Source organism: Nocardia alni (assembly GCF_019038435.1).
Lineage (GTDB): Bacteria > Actinomycetota > Actinomycetes > Mycobacteriales > Mycobacteriaceae > Nocardia > Nocardia alni.
The window spans coordinates 31891-48798 of sequence record NZ_JAGPOX010000068.1 but is presented as its reverse complement, the minus strand read 5'-3'; the positions used below and the strand labels follow the sequence as shown (position 1 = coordinate 48798).

Annotated in this window: 16 protein-coding genes; 12 read left to right on the top strand and 4 right to left on the bottom strand. The window is 66.5% G+C overall.

Annotated features, from left to right (window positions below):
- Positions 1-31: 31 nt before the first annotated feature.
- The 7 genes from hemQ to JZ791_RS24420 all read left to right on the top strand — a co-directional run bounded on the left by hemQ (position 32) and on the right by JZ791_RS24420 (position 6203).
- Positions 32-727 carry a hydrogen peroxide-dependent heme synthase gene (gene hemQ / locus JZ791_RS24450; RefSeq protein WP_216897550.1) on the top strand — a complete coding sequence of 232 codons (696 nt, stop codon included), beginning with the start codon at positions 32-34 and terminating at the stop codon, positions 725-727.
- Between the two features lie 240 nt (positions 728-967).
- Complete coding sequence (locus JZ791_RS24445) at positions 968-1621, top strand: nitroreductase family protein (RefSeq protein ID WP_216897548.1); 654 nt, start codon at positions 968-970, stop codon at positions 1619-1621.
- Positions 1622-2049: 428 nt separating this feature from the next.
- A complete protein-coding gene (locus JZ791_RS24440) occupies positions 2050-2991 on the top strand; it encodes a LysR substrate-binding domain-containing protein (RefSeq protein ID WP_216897547.1) in 942 nt (313 codons plus the stop codon).
- The gene (locus JZ791_RS24435) at positions 2988-4091 is read left to right on the top strand and encodes a mandelate racemase/muconate lactonizing enzyme family protein (RefSeq protein ID WP_216897546.1); all 1104 of its coding nucleotides are present in this window, start codon (positions 2988-2990) and stop codon (positions 4089-4091) included. The genes JZ791_RS24440 and JZ791_RS24435 overlap by 4 nt, the downstream gene beginning before the upstream one ends.
- Before the next feature lie 63 nt (positions 4092-4154).
- Positions 4155-5000, top strand: coding sequence for a catechol 1,2-dioxygenase (gene catA, locus JZ791_RS24430; RefSeq protein WP_216897545.1), 846 nt, complete (start codon positions 4155-4157; stop codon positions 4998-5000).
- A gap of 43 nt (positions 5001-5043) precedes the next feature.
- The gene (catC, locus tag JZ791_RS24425) at positions 5044-5319 is read left to right on the top strand and encodes a muconolactone Delta-isomerase (protein ID WP_216897544.1); all 276 of its coding nucleotides are present in this window, start codon (positions 5044-5046) and stop codon (positions 5317-5319) included.
- 17 nt (positions 5320-5336) lie between these two features.
- Complete coding sequence (locus JZ791_RS24420; RefSeq protein ID WP_216897543.1) at positions 5337-6203, top strand: alpha/beta fold hydrolase; 867 nt, start codon at positions 5337-5339, stop codon at positions 6201-6203.
- On the opposite strand, the gene JZ791_RS24415 is transcribed toward JZ791_RS24420, so the two are convergent.
- Positions 6180-6764 carry a TetR/AcrR family transcriptional regulator gene (locus JZ791_RS24415; RefSeq protein ID WP_216897542.1) on the bottom strand — a complete coding sequence of 195 codons (585 nt, stop codon included), beginning with the start codon at positions 6762-6764 and terminating at the stop codon, positions 6180-6182. The genes JZ791_RS24420 and JZ791_RS24415 overlap by 24 nt on opposite strands.
- Positions 6765-6960: 196 nt before the next feature.
- Here JZ791_RS24415 and JZ791_RS24410 point away from each other — a divergent pair, with 196 nt between their 5' ends.
- Genes JZ791_RS24410 through JZ791_RS24400 form a run of 3 tightly spaced genes read left to right on the top strand, consistent with a single transcriptional unit; the run spans position 6961 to position 9797 of the window.
- Positions 6961-8427, top strand: a complete 1467-nt coding sequence (locus tag JZ791_RS24410; protein ID WP_216897541.1) for an APC family permease — start codon at positions 6961-6963, stop codon at positions 8425-8427.
- Positions 8428-8457: 30 nt separating this feature from the next.
- Positions 8458-8778, top strand: a complete 321-nt coding sequence (locus tag JZ791_RS24405) for a TIGR04076 family protein (RefSeq protein WP_216897540.1) — start codon at positions 8458-8460, stop codon at positions 8776-8778.
- Positions 8775-9797: an LLM class flavin-dependent oxidoreductase gene (locus JZ791_RS24400; protein ID WP_216897539.1), complete on the top strand. Its 1023-nt coding sequence runs from the start codon at positions 8775-8777 to the stop codon at positions 9795-9797. The genes JZ791_RS24405 and JZ791_RS24400 overlap by 4 nt, the downstream gene beginning before the upstream one ends.
- Here the strand turns inward: JZ791_RS24400 and JZ791_RS24395 are convergent.
- From JZ791_RS24395 to JZ791_RS24385, 3 genes are all read right to left on the bottom strand, one after another.
- Entirely contained in the window at positions 9771-10763 is a 993-nt protein-coding gene (locus tag JZ791_RS24395; protein ID WP_216897538.1) for an AraC-like ligand-binding domain-containing protein, read from the bottom strand. The two genes, JZ791_RS24400 and JZ791_RS24395, sit on opposite strands and share 27 nt — an antisense overlap.
- 205 nt (positions 10764-10968) lie before the next feature.
- Positions 10969-11604 carry a response regulator transcription factor gene (locus JZ791_RS24390; protein WP_216897537.1) on the bottom strand — a complete coding sequence of 212 codons (636 nt, stop codon included), beginning with the start codon at positions 11602-11604 and terminating at the stop codon, positions 10969-10971.
- 25 nt (positions 11605-11629) lie between these two features.
- Positions 11630-13081: an aldehyde dehydrogenase family protein gene (locus tag JZ791_RS24385; protein ID WP_216897536.1), complete on the bottom strand. Its 1452-nt coding sequence runs from the start codon at positions 13079-13081 to the stop codon at positions 11630-11632.
- 355 nt (positions 13082-13436) lie between these two features.
- Here JZ791_RS24385 and JZ791_RS24380 point away from each other — a divergent pair, with 355 nt between their 5' ends.
- Both JZ791_RS24380 and JZ791_RS24375 read left to right on the top strand, forming a co-directional pair.
- Positions 13437-15392 carry a primary-amine oxidase gene (locus JZ791_RS24380; protein WP_216897535.1) on the top strand — a complete coding sequence of 652 codons (1956 nt, stop codon included), beginning with the start codon at positions 13437-13439 and terminating at the stop codon, positions 15390-15392.
- Entirely contained in the window at positions 15385-16830 is a 1446-nt protein-coding gene (locus tag JZ791_RS24375; protein WP_216897534.1) for an APC family permease, read from the top strand. Before JZ791_RS24380 ends, JZ791_RS24375 begins: the two co-directional genes overlap by 8 nt.
- The last annotated feature ends 78 nt before the right edge of the window (positions 16831-16908 follow it).

The following is a 16908-nucleotide window of genomic DNA, read 5'->3' as shown; positions in this document are numbered from 1 at the left end:
GGGTTGTGGGGAGCGGTGGCACGATGGGGGTATGGCGCGACTCGATTATCAGGCTCTCAATTCGACCATCCGATACCTGATGTTCTCGGTGTTCCAGGTGCAGCCCGGAGTGCTGGGGGAAGATCGGGAGGCGGCGATCAAGGAGGCGCGGGTCTTCTTCGACGGCCTGGCCGACAAGGGTGTGATCGTGCGCGGGATCTACGATGTGTCCGGGATGCGCGCCGATGCCGACTTCATGATCTGGTGGCATGCCGAGCGGATCGAGGAGTTGCAGGGCGCCTACGCCGATTTCCGCCGCACCACCGAACTGGGCCGGGCCAGCGCGCCGGTGTGGAGCAACGCGGCGCTGCATCGTCCCGCGGAATTCAACAAGAGCCACGTGCCGGCGTTCCTGGCTGGTGAGGCTCCGGGCAACTACATCTGCGTGTACCCGTTCGTGCGCTCCTACGACTGGTATCTGCTCCCCGACGAACAGCGCCGCAAGATGCTCGCCGATCATGGCAAGGAAGCACGCGACTACCCCGACGTCCGGGCGAACACCGTCGCGTCCTTCGCCCTCGGCGACTACGAGTGGATCCTTGCCTTCGAAGCCCCCGAACTACACCGCATCGTCGACCTGATGCGCGATCTGCGCGCCACCGAGGCCAGGCGTCACGTGCGCGAGGAGGTCCCGTTCTTCACCGGCCCGCGCGTAGAGGTCGAGCAACTCGTCGCCGCCCTGCCCTGAGCGAGGTCGCCCGGTCGAGGCGGCCCCGCCCTGAACACGGGCGCCTCAGTGGGGCGCGTCGTCCTCGTTCGAACATCCACAGGCCAAGTGTCGACAAGTGTGTCCCGACACCCTGGCGTGTCACGCCGAATGCTCATTCGGTTGCCGAAATAATTTGCGGCAGTTCACTGTTGTCGGGATGACTTGTTGCATCAGGATCCGGGAGCCCGCTCTACGGGCAGCCCTGGGAGAGGAAATCGAGTGACAGTCGGGAATGCGTTGAACTTGTCCGCCGACGAGGTCCTGTCCACCACGCGTTCGGTGCGTAAGCGGCTGGACCTCGAGCGTCCGGTACCGCGTGAAGTGTTGCTGGAGTGCCTCGAATTGGCGCTGCAGGCACCGACGGGCTCGAATTCACAGGGTTGGCAGTGGATATTCGTCGAGGACGCCGAGCGTAAGAAGGCGCTGGCCGACATCTACCGGACCAATGCGACCCCGTACCTCGATGCGCCGAAACCCGCATTCGGCGACGAGCGTGATCTGCGCAGGCCCCAGGTGGTCGACTCGGCCAGGTACCTCAACGAGCATCTGCACGAGGTGCCGGTCATGCTGATCCCATGCCTCGAAGGGCGTGCGGACAAGGCGCCGGGTGTGTCGAGCGCGGGTTTCTGGGGTTCGCTGTTGCCCGCGGTATGGAGTTTCATGCTGGCGTTGCGCTCGCGCGGACTGGGTTCGGCGTGGACGACGCTGCATCTGGTCGGTGACGGCGAAAAGCAGGCCGCCGACCTTCTCGGGATCCCGTTCGACCAGTACAGCCAAGGCGGCCTTTTCCCGATCGGTTATACGAAGGGCACCGACTTCCGGCCGGCCAAACGCCTACCGGCCGAACAGTTGACCCACTGGAACGGCTGGTAGGCCGACCGACCGAATACCACTCTCTCAGCTGGTAGGGCTGTCCTTCGGCTGCAAACGCAGCGCAACTGCCGGAGGCTACATCGGGGACGACGACGTGCACGAGGTCGACCACGGGCGGGATCTCTGCGAGAGCTACTCCGGCGGCAAGCTGGGACAGCTCATCGAAATCAAGCGAATCTACGCCCCTTGGCGGTCTTCCAACGCAAGTTGAGTATCCCGACGGTGTGAGTTGGAGCCCAGCATCGATGTGCCCTGAGCGGAGGGTGGCCACGGCGCCGTCAGCACCCGTAGGAACACGGCACCCCTGCCGATTCATTGATCTGGCATATTAATCAGTGCAAAAATAGTATTTGTCCTGACTTAATATTCAGATCTACCGTGACTGAATACACATCAACGTGTCGCGGTGCATCGGAAGGAGGCCGGAGATGGAACTTCGTCACCTGCGGTACTTCGCGACCGTCGCGGATACCAAACACTTCGGCCGGGCCGCCGAACGGTTGCATATGGCCCAGCCCGCGTTGTCGCAGTCGATTCGGCAGCTCGAGGCCGAACTCGGCGCGGCGCTGTTCACCCGCACCACCCGGCAGGTCGCGCTGACCCCGGCCGGGGAGTTCCTGCTCGGTGAGGCGCAGCGGGTCCTGGATACCGTCGAGGACAGTGTGCGGGGGGTCCGCCGGATATCGGACGGGCGGCTCGGGCAGGTCCGGATGGGCTTTACCGGAACGGCCACGCTCTCGCATCTGCCCGCGATGGCCCGTCGGTTGCAGCACGCACTGCCCGATGTGGCCCTGCGCATCCATTCCGATCTGCTCACCGCGGAGCAGTGCGACCGGCTCCGTGCGGGGAGTCTGGATCTGGGCGTGCTGCGGCCGCCCCTGCGGGGCGATGACCTGGAGCTGCTGGTACTGGAAGTGGAACCGCTGATCCTGGCGGTATCCGCGGACCATCGTCTCGCCGCCGAACCTGTCGTCGCGATGGCCGATCTGCGCGCGGAGAGCTTCGTCTGCTACTCGGGCCGCGACTCGGTGGTCAACGCCGCGATTGTACGCAGTTGCCGCGCAGCGGGTTTCGGGCCGCAGATCGCGCACGAGGCCGTGGGGACCGGTGTTCTGCTGGCGCTGGTCGCCGGGGGGTTGGGTGTCGCGGTGCTGCCTGCCTCGGCTCGCGCCCTGCCGCTGGCCGGTGTCGTATTCCGGGAGTTGGCGGACGCGGAGTCGGTCGAGTTGGCGCTGGCATGGCGGCGCGACATCGATTCCCCGGTCGTGCGTTCCGTCCTCGGCGCGCTCGCGCCCACTCTCACCCGCGCGGGCGATCCGCGATCGGGCATTCCGACACATCCCGACGAGCCCGCGGAGGCCGGACGATGAAAATTACTGCGGTGGAGGCGATTCCGTTCGCCATCCCGTATCGCAAGCCGTTGATGTTCGCCTCCGGTGAGGTGCGGGTGGCCGAGCACGTCCTGGTTCGGGTGCACACCGACGACGGCGTGGTCGGCATCGCCGAGGCGCCGCCGCGCCCGTTCACCTACGGCGAGACGCAGGACGGTGTGGTAGCGGTGATCCGGAAGATCTTCGCCCCGCAGATCGTCGGACTGAATCTGTTGCAACGCGAGACGATTCACGCACGGCTCGGTCGCACGGTCGGCAATCCGGTGGCCAAGGCCGCGATCGATATGGCCGTATGGGACGCGCTGGGCCGCACGCTGGACATCCAGGTCACCGAACTGCTCGGCGGCTACACCGACCGCATGGGCGTCTCGCACATGCTCGGCTTCGACGAGCCCGCCGCGATGGTCGCCGAGGCGGAGAAGATGCGAGATCGCCACGGCATCAACACCTTCAAGGTCAAGGTGGGGCGACGGCCGGTCGAGCTGGACATCGCGGTGGTGCGTGCGCTGCGCGTCGCCCTCGGCGAGGAGGTGGAGCTCTACGTCGACGGCAACCGCGGTTGGACCGCCTCGGAATCCGCGGCCGCGATGAAGCGGATGGCCGATCTGAATCTGCTTTTCGCCGAGGAACTCTGCCCGGCCGACGACGTGCTGGGACGGCGGTGGCTGGTCTCGCACCTCGACGTCCCGTTCATCGCGGACGAATCGGTCCCGACCCCGGCTGATGTGACCCGTGAGGTGCTGGGCGGTGCGGCCACCGCGATCAGTATCAAGACCGCGCGCACCGGCTTCACCGGTTCGCAGCGCGTGCACCACCTCGCCGAGGGCCTGGGCCTCGAGGTCGTCATGGGCAATCAGATCGACGGCCAGATCGGTTCGATCTGTTCCGTGGCCTTCGGCTCGGCCTACCGGCTCACCTCGCGACGTGCCGGGGAGTTGTCCAACTTCCTGGATATGAGCGACGACCTGCTCACCGAACCGCTGGAGATCCGCGGCGGTGAGCTGATCATCCGGCCCGGCGGCGGACTCGGCGTCGAACTGGATCCCGACAAACTCGCCAGGTACCGCCAGGACATCTGACGATGCATACCCGAAACCTACAGCCCCACAACTGAATACAGGAAAGTATTCAAGGAGGACCCGATGACCACCGTGAACCCGGCACCGACAGCCGCCGATTCCGGCGCCCGCGCCACCGAACGTTTCGCCGCCGACAAGACCGATATCGCCGACACCCCGCCCGAGCGGGTCGACATGCTCGCCCGCGAGGTGCTCGAGGCGGTGCACGACACGATTCGTCGGCACAAGCTCACCTACGCCGAGTACAACGCCCTCAAAGCATGGCTGATCGCCGTCGGACAGGACGGCGAATGGCCGCTGTTCCTGGACGTCTGGGTCGAGCACGCGGTAGAGGGGGTCGCCACCGAGCACCGCCACGGCAACAAGGGCACCATCGAGGGCCCCTACTACGTGCCCGGCGCCCCCGAACGCGGCGTGGGCGATTCGGTTCCGATGCGCGACAACGAATCCGGCAGTCCGCTGGTGTGGACCGGCCAGGTCACCTCGACCGACGGCTCGGCACTGAGCGGCGCCACGATCGAACTCTGGCACGCCGACTCCGACGGTCTGTACTCCCAGTTCGCGCCCAACATCCCGGAGTGGAACCTGCGCGCCACCTTCCACGCCGACGCCGATGGCCGCTTCGAAATCCACACCATGCGTCCCGCGCCGTACCAGATCCCCACCGACGGCGCGTGCGGCAAACTCATCGCCGCCGCAGGCTGGCACCCCTGGCGCCCGGCGCATCTGCATGTGAAGGTTTCCGCCCCGGGCCACGAATTGCTCACCGCGCAGCTGTATTTCCCGCACGACGAGCACAACGACGACGACATCGCCTCCGCGGTCAAGCCCGAACTCATCTTGGACCCGCGTCCCCGGCCGGAGGGCGGCGAGAGCATCGACTACGGCTTCGTCCTCGACCGCGCCTGAGTACGGCACTGCCCGAACATCTTTCGAGTCCAGGAGTTACGACATGCTGTTCCACGTGCGGATGGACGTCCAACTGCCCCGTGATCTCGCGCCCGAGGCCCGTGCGGAGATCGTGGCCCGCGAGAAGGCGTACAGCCAGGAGTTGCAGCGCGCGGGCAAGTGGCCGCAGCTGTGGCGGATCGTCGGCGAATACGCCAACTACTCGATCTTCGACGTGGAGTCCACCGACGAACTTCACGAAATACTGTCCGGGCTACCGTTGTTCGAGTACATGAGTATCGACGTCACGCCGCTGGCGACTCATCCGTCCAAGATCTGACCGATCGGAGACTGATCGTGCCGATACTAGCCACCCGGTTCGGGCCCGTCGGATACTCCGATCACGGCAGCGGCCCGGCCCTGGTCTTCGTCCACGGATTCCTGTTCGACAAGCGCATGTGGCAACCGCAGATCGAGTCTTTCGTCTCGATCGGGTACCGCGTGATCTGCGTCGACATGGTCGGCTTCGGTGAGAGTGCCGCGGCGTGCGGCACCATCACGATGGCCATGCAGTCCCGCGCGCTGCTCGACGTCCTGGACGATCGCGGTGTCGGTGCGGCGGTGCTGATCGGGTATTCGATGGGCGGGCAGGTCGTGCTGGATCTGCTCGAGCGGTATCCGAGACGGGCGAATGCCGTGGTTCTCTCGGACACTTTCGCGGGTCTGGACACTCCCGAGGTGGGAGCCGGTCGCCGGGCCCTGGCCGATCGGCTCGTGGCCGAGGGCGTATCGCAGTACGCGGAGGAGTTCCTGCCGTTGGTACTGAGCGAACGCACCGTGCGCGAGCGTCCGGCGGTCACCGCGCATGCCCGGGAGATGATGACCGCCGCCCATCCGGTGACTGCGGCGGCCGCGCTGCGCGGGCGGGCGACTCGGCGGGATTACACCGAAACCGCACGGGGGCTGGATATTCCGTCCCTCGTGGTGGCCGGCGCAGAGGACGTCTTCGACCGCGGCGTGCTGGCCGCCGAGCTGGCGAATCTGATTCCGGACGCTCGGCTGGTGATCATCCCTGAGGCCGGACACACCCCCAGCATGGAGACGCCCGCCGCGTTCGACGCCGTCCTGCGGGAATTTCTTCGATCGATTCGCCGGGATGGTCGCCTACCCGGGCAGGAGGAGAAGGTGACCGCGAGGTCGTTATCTCGTGCGATCCAGAATTGATTCGAGCAGTGTGAGCTGTGCCTTGCGGGAGGTCGTCGAACGGTCCAGCACGGCGGTCACCTGGAGTCCGATCATCGTGGTCATGATGAGCTCGGCGTAGTCGGCCGTATCGAAGGGGGCGCACTCGCCGTCATCGACGGCTTCCTGCAGATGGCCTGCGATGCGGGTGCGCCATTGGGCGACTGCGTCGTTGTTCACCCGTTCCAGGGCGTGGTCGGTCATCGCTCGTTGCCACAGAGAGACCGCGATGCGCGCTTCCAGGCGCGCGGTCTCGGTGAGCGGCATGATCTCGTAACACACTTTGCGCACGGCGCGCAGCCCCCGCAGGCCGTGCGCGGAGGTGGCTATTCGCTCGTTCGTGGCTGCCAGCACGTGTTCGAATGCTGTCCGCAGGATTTCGTCCTTACCCGAGAAGTAGTGGCTCAGTGCGCCGTTGGCGAAGCCAGCCTCCGCGGCGAGGTCGCGCATGTTGATCCCGTCGATCCCGCGGGCGGCGATGAGCCGCCACGCGGCCGCGACGATGGCCCTGCGTCGTTCGTCGTGATCGACGAGCTTCGGCATCCAGACTCTCCCTGAGCATTGGTCGGGGCAGCGTATCAATTCAGTCGAATCGGCTCTTGATACTACATTTGTTTACCAAACAGGAGCGATTCTCGTCGGCTTCCCCGAAACTTGCCAATTACAAGTGCTTATCTGATCGGCAACAGGCTTCAGAGAGTATTCCGTCTACATACGTAGAAACAAACAGGGATGTGCAATGACCTCTGTCAACCCGGCTGAAGCCCGGAAGAAGACCACCGCCGCGGCGGCGACCGATCCTTCGTCGCTCGCGCGCGGCAAACTGGGAACCACCGACCTGGTCGCTCAATCGCTCGCGGTCGGTCCGATCACCTCGGCGGCCCTGCTCGGCGGGATCGTCGCGGCCAAGGGCGGCAGCGCCGGCCCGCTCTATCTGCTGGTAGTTCTTGCCGGTGTGCTGGGGCTCGGCGCGATCGTGGTCATGTTCGCGCGGCGTTTCACCCACGCGGGCGTGATGTACGAGTACGTCGGGCGGACGATCGGACCGGGGGCCGGAATAGCCACGGCGGGCTTCTACTACGCGGCGTACGTGATTCTGGGCGGGCCGACGATGCTGATCGGCGCCGGAGTACTGGGCCGGGACCTGATTTCCGCCCATCTGCACTACGACGTGCCGTTCTGGCTGATCGCGCTGGTCGTGCTGGCGGTCGTGGTGGTGCTGAACGTCCGCGGCGTCGACTTGTCCGTGCGGGCCCAGCTGGTGATCTTCGCTCTGTCGGTGCTGCCCTACCTGATCATCGCGGTAGCGGTGATCGTGCGCGGTGGCGTGCACGGCAACACGGTGCAGGTGTTCGATCCGTCGGCCTCCACCGCGGGAGACTTCCTGCCCACGTTCATGTTCTGCGCACTGCTGTTCGTCGGCGTGGAGTCCGCGGCGTCGCTGGGGGAGGAGGCCAAGGACGCACGCAGATCGGTGCCGCGCGCGGTGATCGCGACGATTCTTATCGTCGGGGCCTTCTGCCTGCTCATGCAGTACGCCGGGACGATCGGATTCGGTCTGCCGAACGTGGCGCAGACATGGGCGTCGGACCCGCGTGGGTTGTCGACGCTCGGCGCGCGGTACGTCGGGAGCTGGATTGCCCCGCTGGCACAACTGGGGCTGGTGTTCGACATGATCGCGGTGGCGATCGGTTTCATGGTGGCCTCGACGCGCGGGATGTACGCACTCTCGCGTGGCGGGCTTTTGCCCACGGCCTTCACGCGGTTGAGCCGCTGGCGCACGCCGGTGGTCGGCATAGCCGCTTTCGCTGTCGTCTCCGTTATCGGCGTCGTCGCGGTCGCCGCTCTGAGTTCGGCGACGGGCATGGACCCCTATCTCGGGTTTTCGATCGGCGCCACCTTCGGTGGACTGCTGGTGATGATGGCCTACCTGGTATTGATCCTGGCCGCCGGTTACCTGCTGGTCCGCGGCCGGTGGCAGCGTGCCGGGTGGATCGCGGTGGTGCTGGCGCTGTTCACCGTCGCGGCGGGCATCGTCGGATCGTTTGTTCCGATGCCCACCGACGAGACCCGTTACGGGGTGTGGGCCGCCGTGGCCGTGGTGCTCGTGTGCATCGGCTGGGGCGGCTATCACTCGAGGGTGAAGAAGCACCGGCTGCCCGAAGCGCCCCGCGCCGTAGATGTCATGGAAACCGTTGAGCTGTAACAGTATCGGTACGAGAAAAGGATGACGACGATGAGCGATGACGAGATGACGCTCTACAACCTGCGAGTCACCGTGTGTGAGATCAAGGGAAGGTCGGTCTGCGGTATGCGGGTCGGCGACTACTTCGAGGTCAGCGACAGCGATCGGCTCAGCCTCCCGCCCGGGCAGACCTTCTGCTACTGGGCCATCCAGTCGGTGCTGCCGCTGCTGCCCGCGAAGATGCGCAGGCTTCCGGAAACCGATTGGCTGGAACAGGATTCGCTCGTGTGCTGTCCCGACCCCGAGGAGGGTCTGACGATGACCGTCGAACGGATCGGCGAGGTGACGATGAAGACAGCGGACCTGACATGACCGTGCGGCCCACGGAATTCGGAGTCGGGTTCGGCGGGACGCTGAAGCCGTCGGAATACGGTCCGCTGGCGGAATGTCTGGAGCGGTACGGATTTCACGTCGCGACCGCGTTCGGCGACCTGATGATGCAGCCGCCCGCCCTGGTGCTGGCCATGATGGCCGGCGCCACCGAACGGTTGCGGCTCGGCGTCGGCTGTTACACGCCCTGGACGCATCATCCGGTCGAGATCGCCGGGCAGATGGCGTATCTGGACATGCTGACCGAGGGGCGCGCGTTCCTCGGGCTGGTACGTGGCGCATGGCTCGATCAGCTCGGCATCGACACCTCGCACGCGTTGCCCGCGCTCACCGACACACTGGCGATCATCGACGCGGTACTCGCGGGCGGCGAAACCGGTCACACGGGACCGGTGTACTCGGTCGAGGCCGGAACCCGTCCGTATTACCCGATCCACCGTCCGCGGCTGCCGCTGATGATCGGTACCTGGAGTCCGCGGCTGGCTCGGTTCGCGGGAGCGCGGGCCGATGAGATTCAGATCGGCGGATGCGCCAACCCGGCGATGATTCCGGTGGTCCGGGCCTGGGCCGATGAGGGCGCCGTCGCGGCGTCTCGCGACCCGGCATGTGTCGGGATCGTTGTCACGGCGGTCACCGTCGTCGACGAAGACCGGGCCACCGCGCGTGCCCTCGCGCGAACCGAGGCGGCGTTGCCGATGCACGCGATCGCCAGGCTCGACCGAACCCTCGAGGTCGATCCGGAGTTGCTGGATGCCATGGGCGTGCTGTTGCGGCAGAACGACTTCGAGGCGGCGGGCCGGTTGATTCCGGACGATCTGCTGGACCATTTCGCCTTCTGCGGCACGCCGGAGGAGGTGGCCGAGCACGCGGCGGCCGCCTACACGGCCGGGGCGAAGCGGGTGGAATTCGATTCGCCGTTCGGGTCGTCTCCCGCGCAGGGGATCCGGCTACTGGGCGAGCGGGTCCTGCCGATCCTACGGGCATCCGGTCTGGGACAGTGATGACAGCTGTGGACCGACTTCCATTGCTTCCCTGCGGAATTCGCGTGGCGTCCGGCCATATGCGGATTTGAACAACCGCGCGAAATGGCTGACGTCGGCCACGCCCCAGCGGGCGGCGATTAGCCCTACCGACTGATGACCCATCGCAGGGTCGGCCAGGTCCCGGGCGCAGCGCCGCAACCGCTGCGCCCGGATGTACCCGGCAACGGTGGCGCCCTCCGCGGCGAACAGCTTGAACAGGTAGCGCCGGGAAAGACCGAGCGCCGCGCAGACACTGTCCGGCCCCAGGTCGGGTTCGGACAGATGCCGTTCGATGTGGTCGCGCACTCGCAGCATGATCGCCGGGCAGGACCAATCGGGGTGGTGCTCGGTGACCTGCTCGGCCAACAGCCCGGTGAGTAACGACAGCGTACTGTCCTTCAGCCGCGGCGTGGACGTGGCGCCGACGTGATCGATAGTGCCGGTCAGCGAGTACAGGAACGATACGACGATGCCCGCGAGGCCCTGGTGGGCTTCGATCCGCCGCGCGGTGATCGGCAGCAGAGAATCCGGCCCCAGTGGTATCAGCGAACGCGGCACCAGCGCCAGCAGCGTGCGGAACGGAGCGTCGTACGAGAACGAATAGGGCCGCGAGGTGTCGCAGAGCACCAGATCACGCGGACCGATGCGGCATCGCTGCCCGTCCTGCTCGACCACGGCCGTCCCGTCGATCTGCAGGCCGAACTTGTAGTAGGCGTCCTCGGCGCAGCCGCTGTGCCGACCGGACTTGCTGACCTGCATGGGATCGGCGCTCACCCAGCACAACTGCAGCTCGTCGATGTTCGCTCCGACGGCCCGGCCGTGAAATACCTCGGAGGTCCCGGGCCGCGCGTCCACCGCGACGAACATCGTCCGCGCGACCTCGCCGACCCAATGGTCGAAACGCCGCTCGGGTTCGGTGCCCTGGGTGGTGACAAGTGTTTGCATGACGGCACTCCTGCGCTGCGGTACGAGGTCGGGGGACCAGGAGTGCAACTCCCCGTCCTCGCCGCTCCTCGTTCTCCGAGTCACCCGAACAGTACGAGAGCAGGCCGAGCAGGGGAATCGGTAGTGCCTCTGCGCGGGTAGGGGAATTCTTTACGGCAGGCCGAGCCTGCGGCCGCGTCCGTCCCCGGGGCTGCCGTGTCGTCGCTCAGATCTCGACGCGATGGAGCAGTACATCGCGGACGAGCGTGCCGAGGCTGTCCGCGTCGGTCTTCGCCTTGATCCGGGCCCGGTGCACGTCGATGGTCTTGACGCTGGTGCCGAGCCTGCGGGCGATCACCTGGCTAGACAGTCCGTCCACGACGAGCCGCAGTACCTCGCGTTCGCGATAGGTCAGCATCGCGACCCGGCGCGCGGTCGCCTGCCGGGCGATCTGCCGGGCGAAGCGCTCCCGGGCGGCGATCAACTGCAGCTGGACCACATCCAGCATGCGTTGCGGCTCGTACGGTTTCTCGAGGAAGTCCACGGCTCCGGCGGTGAGCGCCCGCACCGACATCGGGATGTCGCCGTGCGCGGAGCAGAAGATGACCGGTGCCGGATAGTCCAGCTCGAGCAGGCGTTCCTGGAGCTGGAATCCGCTCGATCCCGGCATCCGGACATCGAGGACCACGACTGCGGGCTCCGCGGTGTCGAGCTCCGCCAGAAACGAGTCCGCGTCGGGGTAGACGTAGGCCTCGATGCCGACGCTGTCGAACAGGAAAACCAGCGACTTCCGCAGGTCCGCGTCGTCGTCCACGATGTGCACGACGACGCGGGTGTCCTCGCTGTCCGGCGATACCGTCATACGACCGTCCTGCGCCACCGGCAACCTACAGGACCACCGTCACGGTCTTGGTCTCGGTGTTGGCGAGAATCCCCTCGTAGCCGAGTTCCCGGCCGATTCCGCTGGCTTTGTTTCCGCCCCAAGGCAACTGGGGCGCCAGTGGTGACCAGCCGTTGACCCCGATGGCACCGGCGTGCAACGCCGCGGACACCGTGTGCGCACGCGCGAGGTCTCGCGTCCACACCGTGGCCGCCAGGGCGTAGTCGTTGTCGTTGGCCAGCGCGATGGCTTCGGCGTCGTCGTCGAACGGGATCACCGTGCCGACCGGCCCGAAAATCTCCTCACGGGCGATGGTCAGGTCGTTGGTACCGCGGAACACCGTGGGTGTGACGAAGAAGCCCTTGCGGTCCAGAGCTGTACCGCCGGTGACCAATGTGGCGCCCTCGCCGCGGCCGCGTTCGATATAGCCCAGGACCCGATCCCGCTGCGCCCGGTTCACCAGCGGGCCCATCGTGGTCTCGGGGGCGAACGGATCCCCGACGACCTGAGCTTCGGCCGCACCGCGCAGCCCTTCGAGGACGTCGTCGATGATCGTGCGGTGCACCAGGATCCGCGTCCCGGCCGCGCATACCTCGCCCTGATTGAAGAACACGCCCATCGCCGCGCCCTTGATGACGGATTCGAGATCGGCGTCGGCGAACACGATCTGCGGTGACTTGCCGCCGAGTTCGAGTGTGGTGCGTTTGAAGTTGCCCGCGGAGTTGCGCAGGATGCGACGGCCGACCTCTGTCGAGCCGGTGAAACTCACCTTCTGCACGCCGGGGTGCACCGCCAGCGCCTCGCCGGTCATCGCACCGATCCCGGGCAGCACCTGCACCGTGCCGGCCGGGAATCCGGCCTCGGCGATCAGCTTGCCCAGATGCAGGATCGACAGCGACGCGTCCTCGGCGGGCTTGATGATCACCGTGTTGCCGGACACCAGCGCGGGCGCGAGCTTCCATCCCAGGATCATCAGCGGCGCGTTCCAGGGCACGATCGCCGCGATCACCCCGACCGGCTCACGACGGGTGTAGGCGTGCGTCGGCGCCCCGAAATAACCGTCGGTGGCGACCAGTTCGCCATTGATCTTGTCCGCCCAGCCGGCGTAATAGCGAAGCGAGGCAACCAGGTTGGGGACGAACATGGCCGTCGCGAAGCCGAGCGGGACCCCCATGTCGAGGGACTCCAGCGTTGCCAGGGTCTGCGCGTCGCGCTCCACCAGATCGGCGAGACGATGCAGCAGCGCGCCCTTCTGCGAGGGCGGCACGGCGGCCCAGTCGCCGCGCAGTGCGGTAGTGGCGACCTGGACCGCGCGATCCACATCGGCCTCGTTCGCGGCGGCGATCTGTGCCAGAGGTTCCCCGGTGGCCGGATTCAGGGTGGTGAAAGTGCCTGCGCCACCCGGCGACCAGGCGCCGTCGAGAAATAGTTCGGTAGTGAGGGTGGGAACGTCCACCATGGGAATCTCCTTGTTGTATAGCGGTGCGCGAGTCTCATCGAGACAGTGCGGCCGACAGGTGCGAGTGAGACCGCGGCGCGAACATATGAACCGGCCGGAAGGGCGGCCGGTGGGTGATCCACCCACTCGTGTGGCCTGGGCCACGCCTTGCGGTCCATGGTGCGGGACCAACCCTCGTATCGGCCCACACAGCACGGCTTCATGCAGTCATTGGCGGTTTTTCGTGCACGCATTGGCGAAGTCGCTGCGCCGAACCTGCTTAGTGTGTGTGCTACACCACAGCGGCGCTCGGCGAACTCTGCCGCTTATTTTCTACAAACGTAGACAAAAAATTGTCGGAGCGAAGGAGTACTCGATGCCCACACTCACCCCCGCCAGGGTCGATCATCCGTTGGCATTGCCGACCGCCGCCGAGATCGACGAGGTCCGCGCCATCGTGGCGGCGGCCGGGCTGGTGTCGGCTGACACGCGATTCGCGTACGTCGGACTCGACGAGCCGGACAAGTCGTTGCTCACCGACGAGGCTCCTGCCGATGTCGATCGCCGGTTCCGGGTGCTGCTGCACGAGATGGACCGGCCGCACGCGATGGATGTCGTGGTGTCCCTGGGCGCGGGCGAAGTTGTCTCCCAGCGCACCCTGGACGCGGTCCTCGATGGTCAGCTCCCGGTTCTGGAGGAGGAGTTCGGGCTGGTCGAGCAGCTCCTGTCCACTCGTCCCGAGTGGCTGGCGGCCCTCGCATCACGCGGGCTCGATGTCGCCGACGTGCGCGTCGCACCGTTGTCGGCCGGGGTCTTCGACTACGAGGGGGAGCGGGGCCGTCGGATCCTGCGCGGGCTGGCCTTCCTGCAGGAGCACGAAAAGGACCATGCCTGGGCGCATCCCATCGATGGCCTGGTCGGCTTCGTCGATGTGATGACCCGGGAGGTGCTGCGGGTGATCGACACCGGTCCGGTGCCGATCCCGCGGGGTTCGGGCAATTACGACGATCCCGCGGTCGCCGGCCCGGCTCGGACCACGCAGCGGCCGATCGAGATCACCCAGCCGCAGGGGCCGAGTTTCAGCGTCGAGGGCAACCTCGTCGAATGGGAGAACTGGTCGCTGCGAGTCGGTTTCGATGCTCGCGAGGGACTTGTCCTGCATCACATCGGATTCCGGGACTCAGGCCGGTTGCGCCAGATCATCCATCGCGCGTCGATCTCGGAAATGGTTGTGCCGTACGGTGATCCGTCGCCCGTGCGCTCCTGGCAGAATTATTTCGACACCGGTGAGTACCTGGTCGGGCGGTACGCCAACGCCCTCGAACTCGGCTGCGACTGTGTCGGGGACATCACCTATTTCGACGCCGTCATCGCCGACGAGGCCGGGCGCCCGCGTACGTTGCGCAACGCGATCTGCATGCACGAAGAGGACTTCGGCGTGCTGTGGAAGCACACCGATCTGTGGACCGGCTCGCACGAGGTGCGTCGGCAGCGCCGGTTGGTGATCTCCTTCTTCACTACCATCGGCAACTACGACTACGGCTTCTTCTGGTACCTGTACCTCGACGGGACCATCCAGTTCGAGGCCAAGGCCACCGGGATCCCGTTCACCTCTGCTCATCCGGGAGGTGAGTACCCCTACGCGTCCGAGATCGCTCCCGGGCTGGGCGCTCCCTATCATCAGCACCTGTTCAGCGCCCGGCTGGATATGAACGTCGACGGGTCACGCAACCGGGTCGACGAGATCGAATCCCGTCGCGTCCCCGCTGGACCGGACAATCCGCACGGCAACGCGTTCACTCTGCGGCGCACGCCGTTGACGCGGGAGTCGCAGGCGCAGCGAACAGCCGACAACAGGATCGGCCGCACCTGGCATATCGTCAATCCAGAGGTCGAGAACCGCATGGGCCACCCGGTGGGCTACATGCTGTACCCGGAGGGACGGGAAACACTGCTCGCGGCGGACGGTTCGTCTGTCGCCGGGCGCGCGGCATTCGCCACCAAACACCTGTGGGTGACCCGATTCGATCCGCGGGAACGTTATGCCGCAGGCGATTTCGTCAACCAGCATGCCGGCGGTGCGGGACTGCCCGCCTACGTGGCCGCCGATCGCGACATCGACGGCAAGGACCTGGTCGTGTGGCATACCTTCGGCCTCACGCATTTCCCGCGACCCGAGGACTGGCCGATCATGCCCGTCGACTATGCGGGCTTCGTGCTCAAACCGGTGGGATTCTTCGACCGCAACCCCGCCCTCGACGTTCCCGTTACGTCCTCGGCGCACTGCGCCTCGGTCGAATCCGATTGCTGCCATGGAGGTTCCGATGAGTGAGACACCGACGAGCGCCGAGGCGGGCGCCCACCCGGAGGGAACTGCCGGCAGCCTTCGTGGCGCGATAGGCGTGACGGGCATCGTCTTCCTGGTGATCGCGGCGTCGGCGCCGCTCACTGCGGTCGGCGGGGCGCTGCCGGTGATGATCGCACTCGGGAACGGAGCCGGTTCGCCGACCGCGTTCCTGGTCGTGGCGGTGGTGCTGCTTGTATTCAGCGTGGGCTACGCGGCGATGAGCCGCCATATGGTCGACGCCGGAGCGTTCTACGCCTACGTCCGCACCGGCCTCGGAGAAGTCTGGGGTCTGGGCGCCGCGGGACTGGCGCTGCTGGCCTATACCGCGATCCAGGCCGCGATCTACGGGCTGGCCGCGCATACGGTCCAGGATCTGGTCACACGGTACGGCGGCCCGAGCCTGCCCTGGTACGTGTACGCGCTCGTGCTGGTGGCGATCGTCGCACTGCTGGGATACCGGAACATCGAATTGGGCGCCAAGGTGCTGGGCGTGCTGCTCGTCATCGAGATCGGCGTCATTCTCGTACTGTCCATCGCGGTGCTGCTTCGCGGCGGGGCCCACGGAATCGATGCCACCTCGTTCACCCCGTCCGCGTTCTTCAATGGATCGCCGGGTATCGCCTTGATGTTCGCGATCGCATCGTTCGTGGGGTTCGAGGCCACCGCGATCTACGGTGAGGAGGCCCGCGACCCGAAGCGGACGGTGCCGCTCGCCACATATACGGCGGTGATCGTGATCGGCGCGGTGTATGCCTTCGCGAGTTGGGCGGTGGTGCTGGCCTTCGGCAGCGGTGAGGTGGCCGCCGCCGCGGCGAAGGACCCATCCGGCCTGACCTTCGCCGCCGCGGTGCGTTTTCTCGGCGGCCCGGCGGCCGACGTCATGCAAATCATGCTGGTGACCAGCCTCTTCGCGGCTCTGCTCGCCTTCCACAACGCGATTTCGCGATATTTGTTCGCACTGGCTCGCGACGGTGTCGGTCATCGGGCACTCGGCCGTACGCACGTCCGACACGGCTCTCCGCATATCGGTTCGGTCGCGCAGACGATCTCGGCGATCGTGGTTGTCGGGGCCTTCGCGGTGGCGGGCGCGGACCCCGTGCTCCAGCTGTTCACCTGGTTGGCCGGCTTGGCGACCGTGACGATCCTGCTGCTGATGTTCCTGACCAGCATCGCCGTGGTGGTTTTCTTCCGGCGCTCGGGCGCCGATCGGAGACTGTGGCAGACCCGGATCGCTCCGGTGCTCGGGGCCGCGGGACTGGCGGCGATCGCGGTGATGGTGGTCGACAACTTCCCCACCCTGGTCGGCGGGCGCGGTATCGCCGATGTGCTGTTGGCGGCGGTGGTGATCGTGTTCGTCGCCTGTATCGCGGCCGGGTGGTTGCGGCGTCGGCGTGGCGCCGTCGTCACCGCTCCCGCAGGCTGAGCGTCCTTCACCGCACGGGCCATCGCGTCGGCCGCCTACATGAGGGGGCGGCCGACGCGACGCCCTCAGCGTGCGAAA

What these genes read in the sequence shown, in the direction of transcription:
- hemQ (WP_216897550.1), top strand. Translation starts at nt 32, where the DNA reads ATGGCGCGACTCGATTATCAGGCTCTCAATTCGACCATCCGATACCTG.
- JZ791_RS24440 (WP_216897547.1), top strand. Translation starts at nt 2,050, where the DNA reads ATGGAACTTCGTCACCTGCGGTACTTCGCGACCGTCGCGGATACCAAA.
- JZ791_RS24435 (WP_216897546.1), top strand. Translation starts at nt 2,988, where the DNA reads ATGAAAATTACTGCGGTGGAGGCGATTCCGTTCGCCATCCCGTATCGC.
- catA (WP_216897545.1), top strand. Translation starts at nt 4,155, where the DNA reads ATGACCACCGTGAACCCGGCACCGACAGCCGCCGATTCCGGCGCCCGC.
- catC (WP_216897544.1), top strand. Translation starts at nt 5,044, where the DNA reads ATGCTGTTCCACGTGCGGATGGACGTCCAACTGCCCCGTGATCTCGCG.
- JZ791_RS24415 (WP_216897542.1), bottom strand. Translation starts at nt 6,764, where the DNA reads ATGCCGAAGCTCGTCGATCACGACGAACGACGCAGGGCCATCGTCGCG.
- JZ791_RS24410 (WP_216897541.1), top strand. Translation starts at nt 6,961, where the DNA reads ATGACCTCTGTCAACCCGGCTGAAGCCCGGAAGAAGACCACCGCCGCG.
- JZ791_RS24405 (WP_216897540.1), top strand. Translation starts at nt 8,458, where the DNA reads ATGAGCGATGACGAGATGACGCTCTACAACCTGCGAGTCACCGTGTGT.
- JZ791_RS24400 (WP_216897539.1), top strand. Translation starts at nt 8,775, where the DNA reads ATGACCGTGCGGCCCACGGAATTCGGAGTCGGGTTCGGCGGGACGCTG.
- JZ791_RS24395 (WP_216897538.1), bottom strand. Translation starts at nt 10,763, where the DNA reads ATGCAAACACTTGTCACCACCCAGGGCACCGAACCCGAGCGGCGTTTC.
- JZ791_RS24390 (WP_216897537.1), bottom strand. Translation starts at nt 11,604, where the DNA reads ATGACGGTATCGCCGGACAGCGAGGACACCCGCGTCGTCGTGCACATC.
- JZ791_RS24385 (WP_216897536.1), bottom strand. Translation starts at nt 13,081, where the DNA reads ATGGTGGACGTTCCCACCCTCACTACCGAACTATTTCTCGACGGCGCC.
- JZ791_RS24380 (WP_216897535.1), top strand. Translation starts at nt 13,437, where the DNA reads ATGCCCACACTCACCCCCGCCAGGGTCGATCATCCGTTGGCATTGCCG.
- JZ791_RS24375 (WP_216897534.1), top strand. Translation starts at nt 15,385, where the DNA reads ATGAGTGAGACACCGACGAGCGCCGAGGCGGGCGCCCACCCGGAGGGA.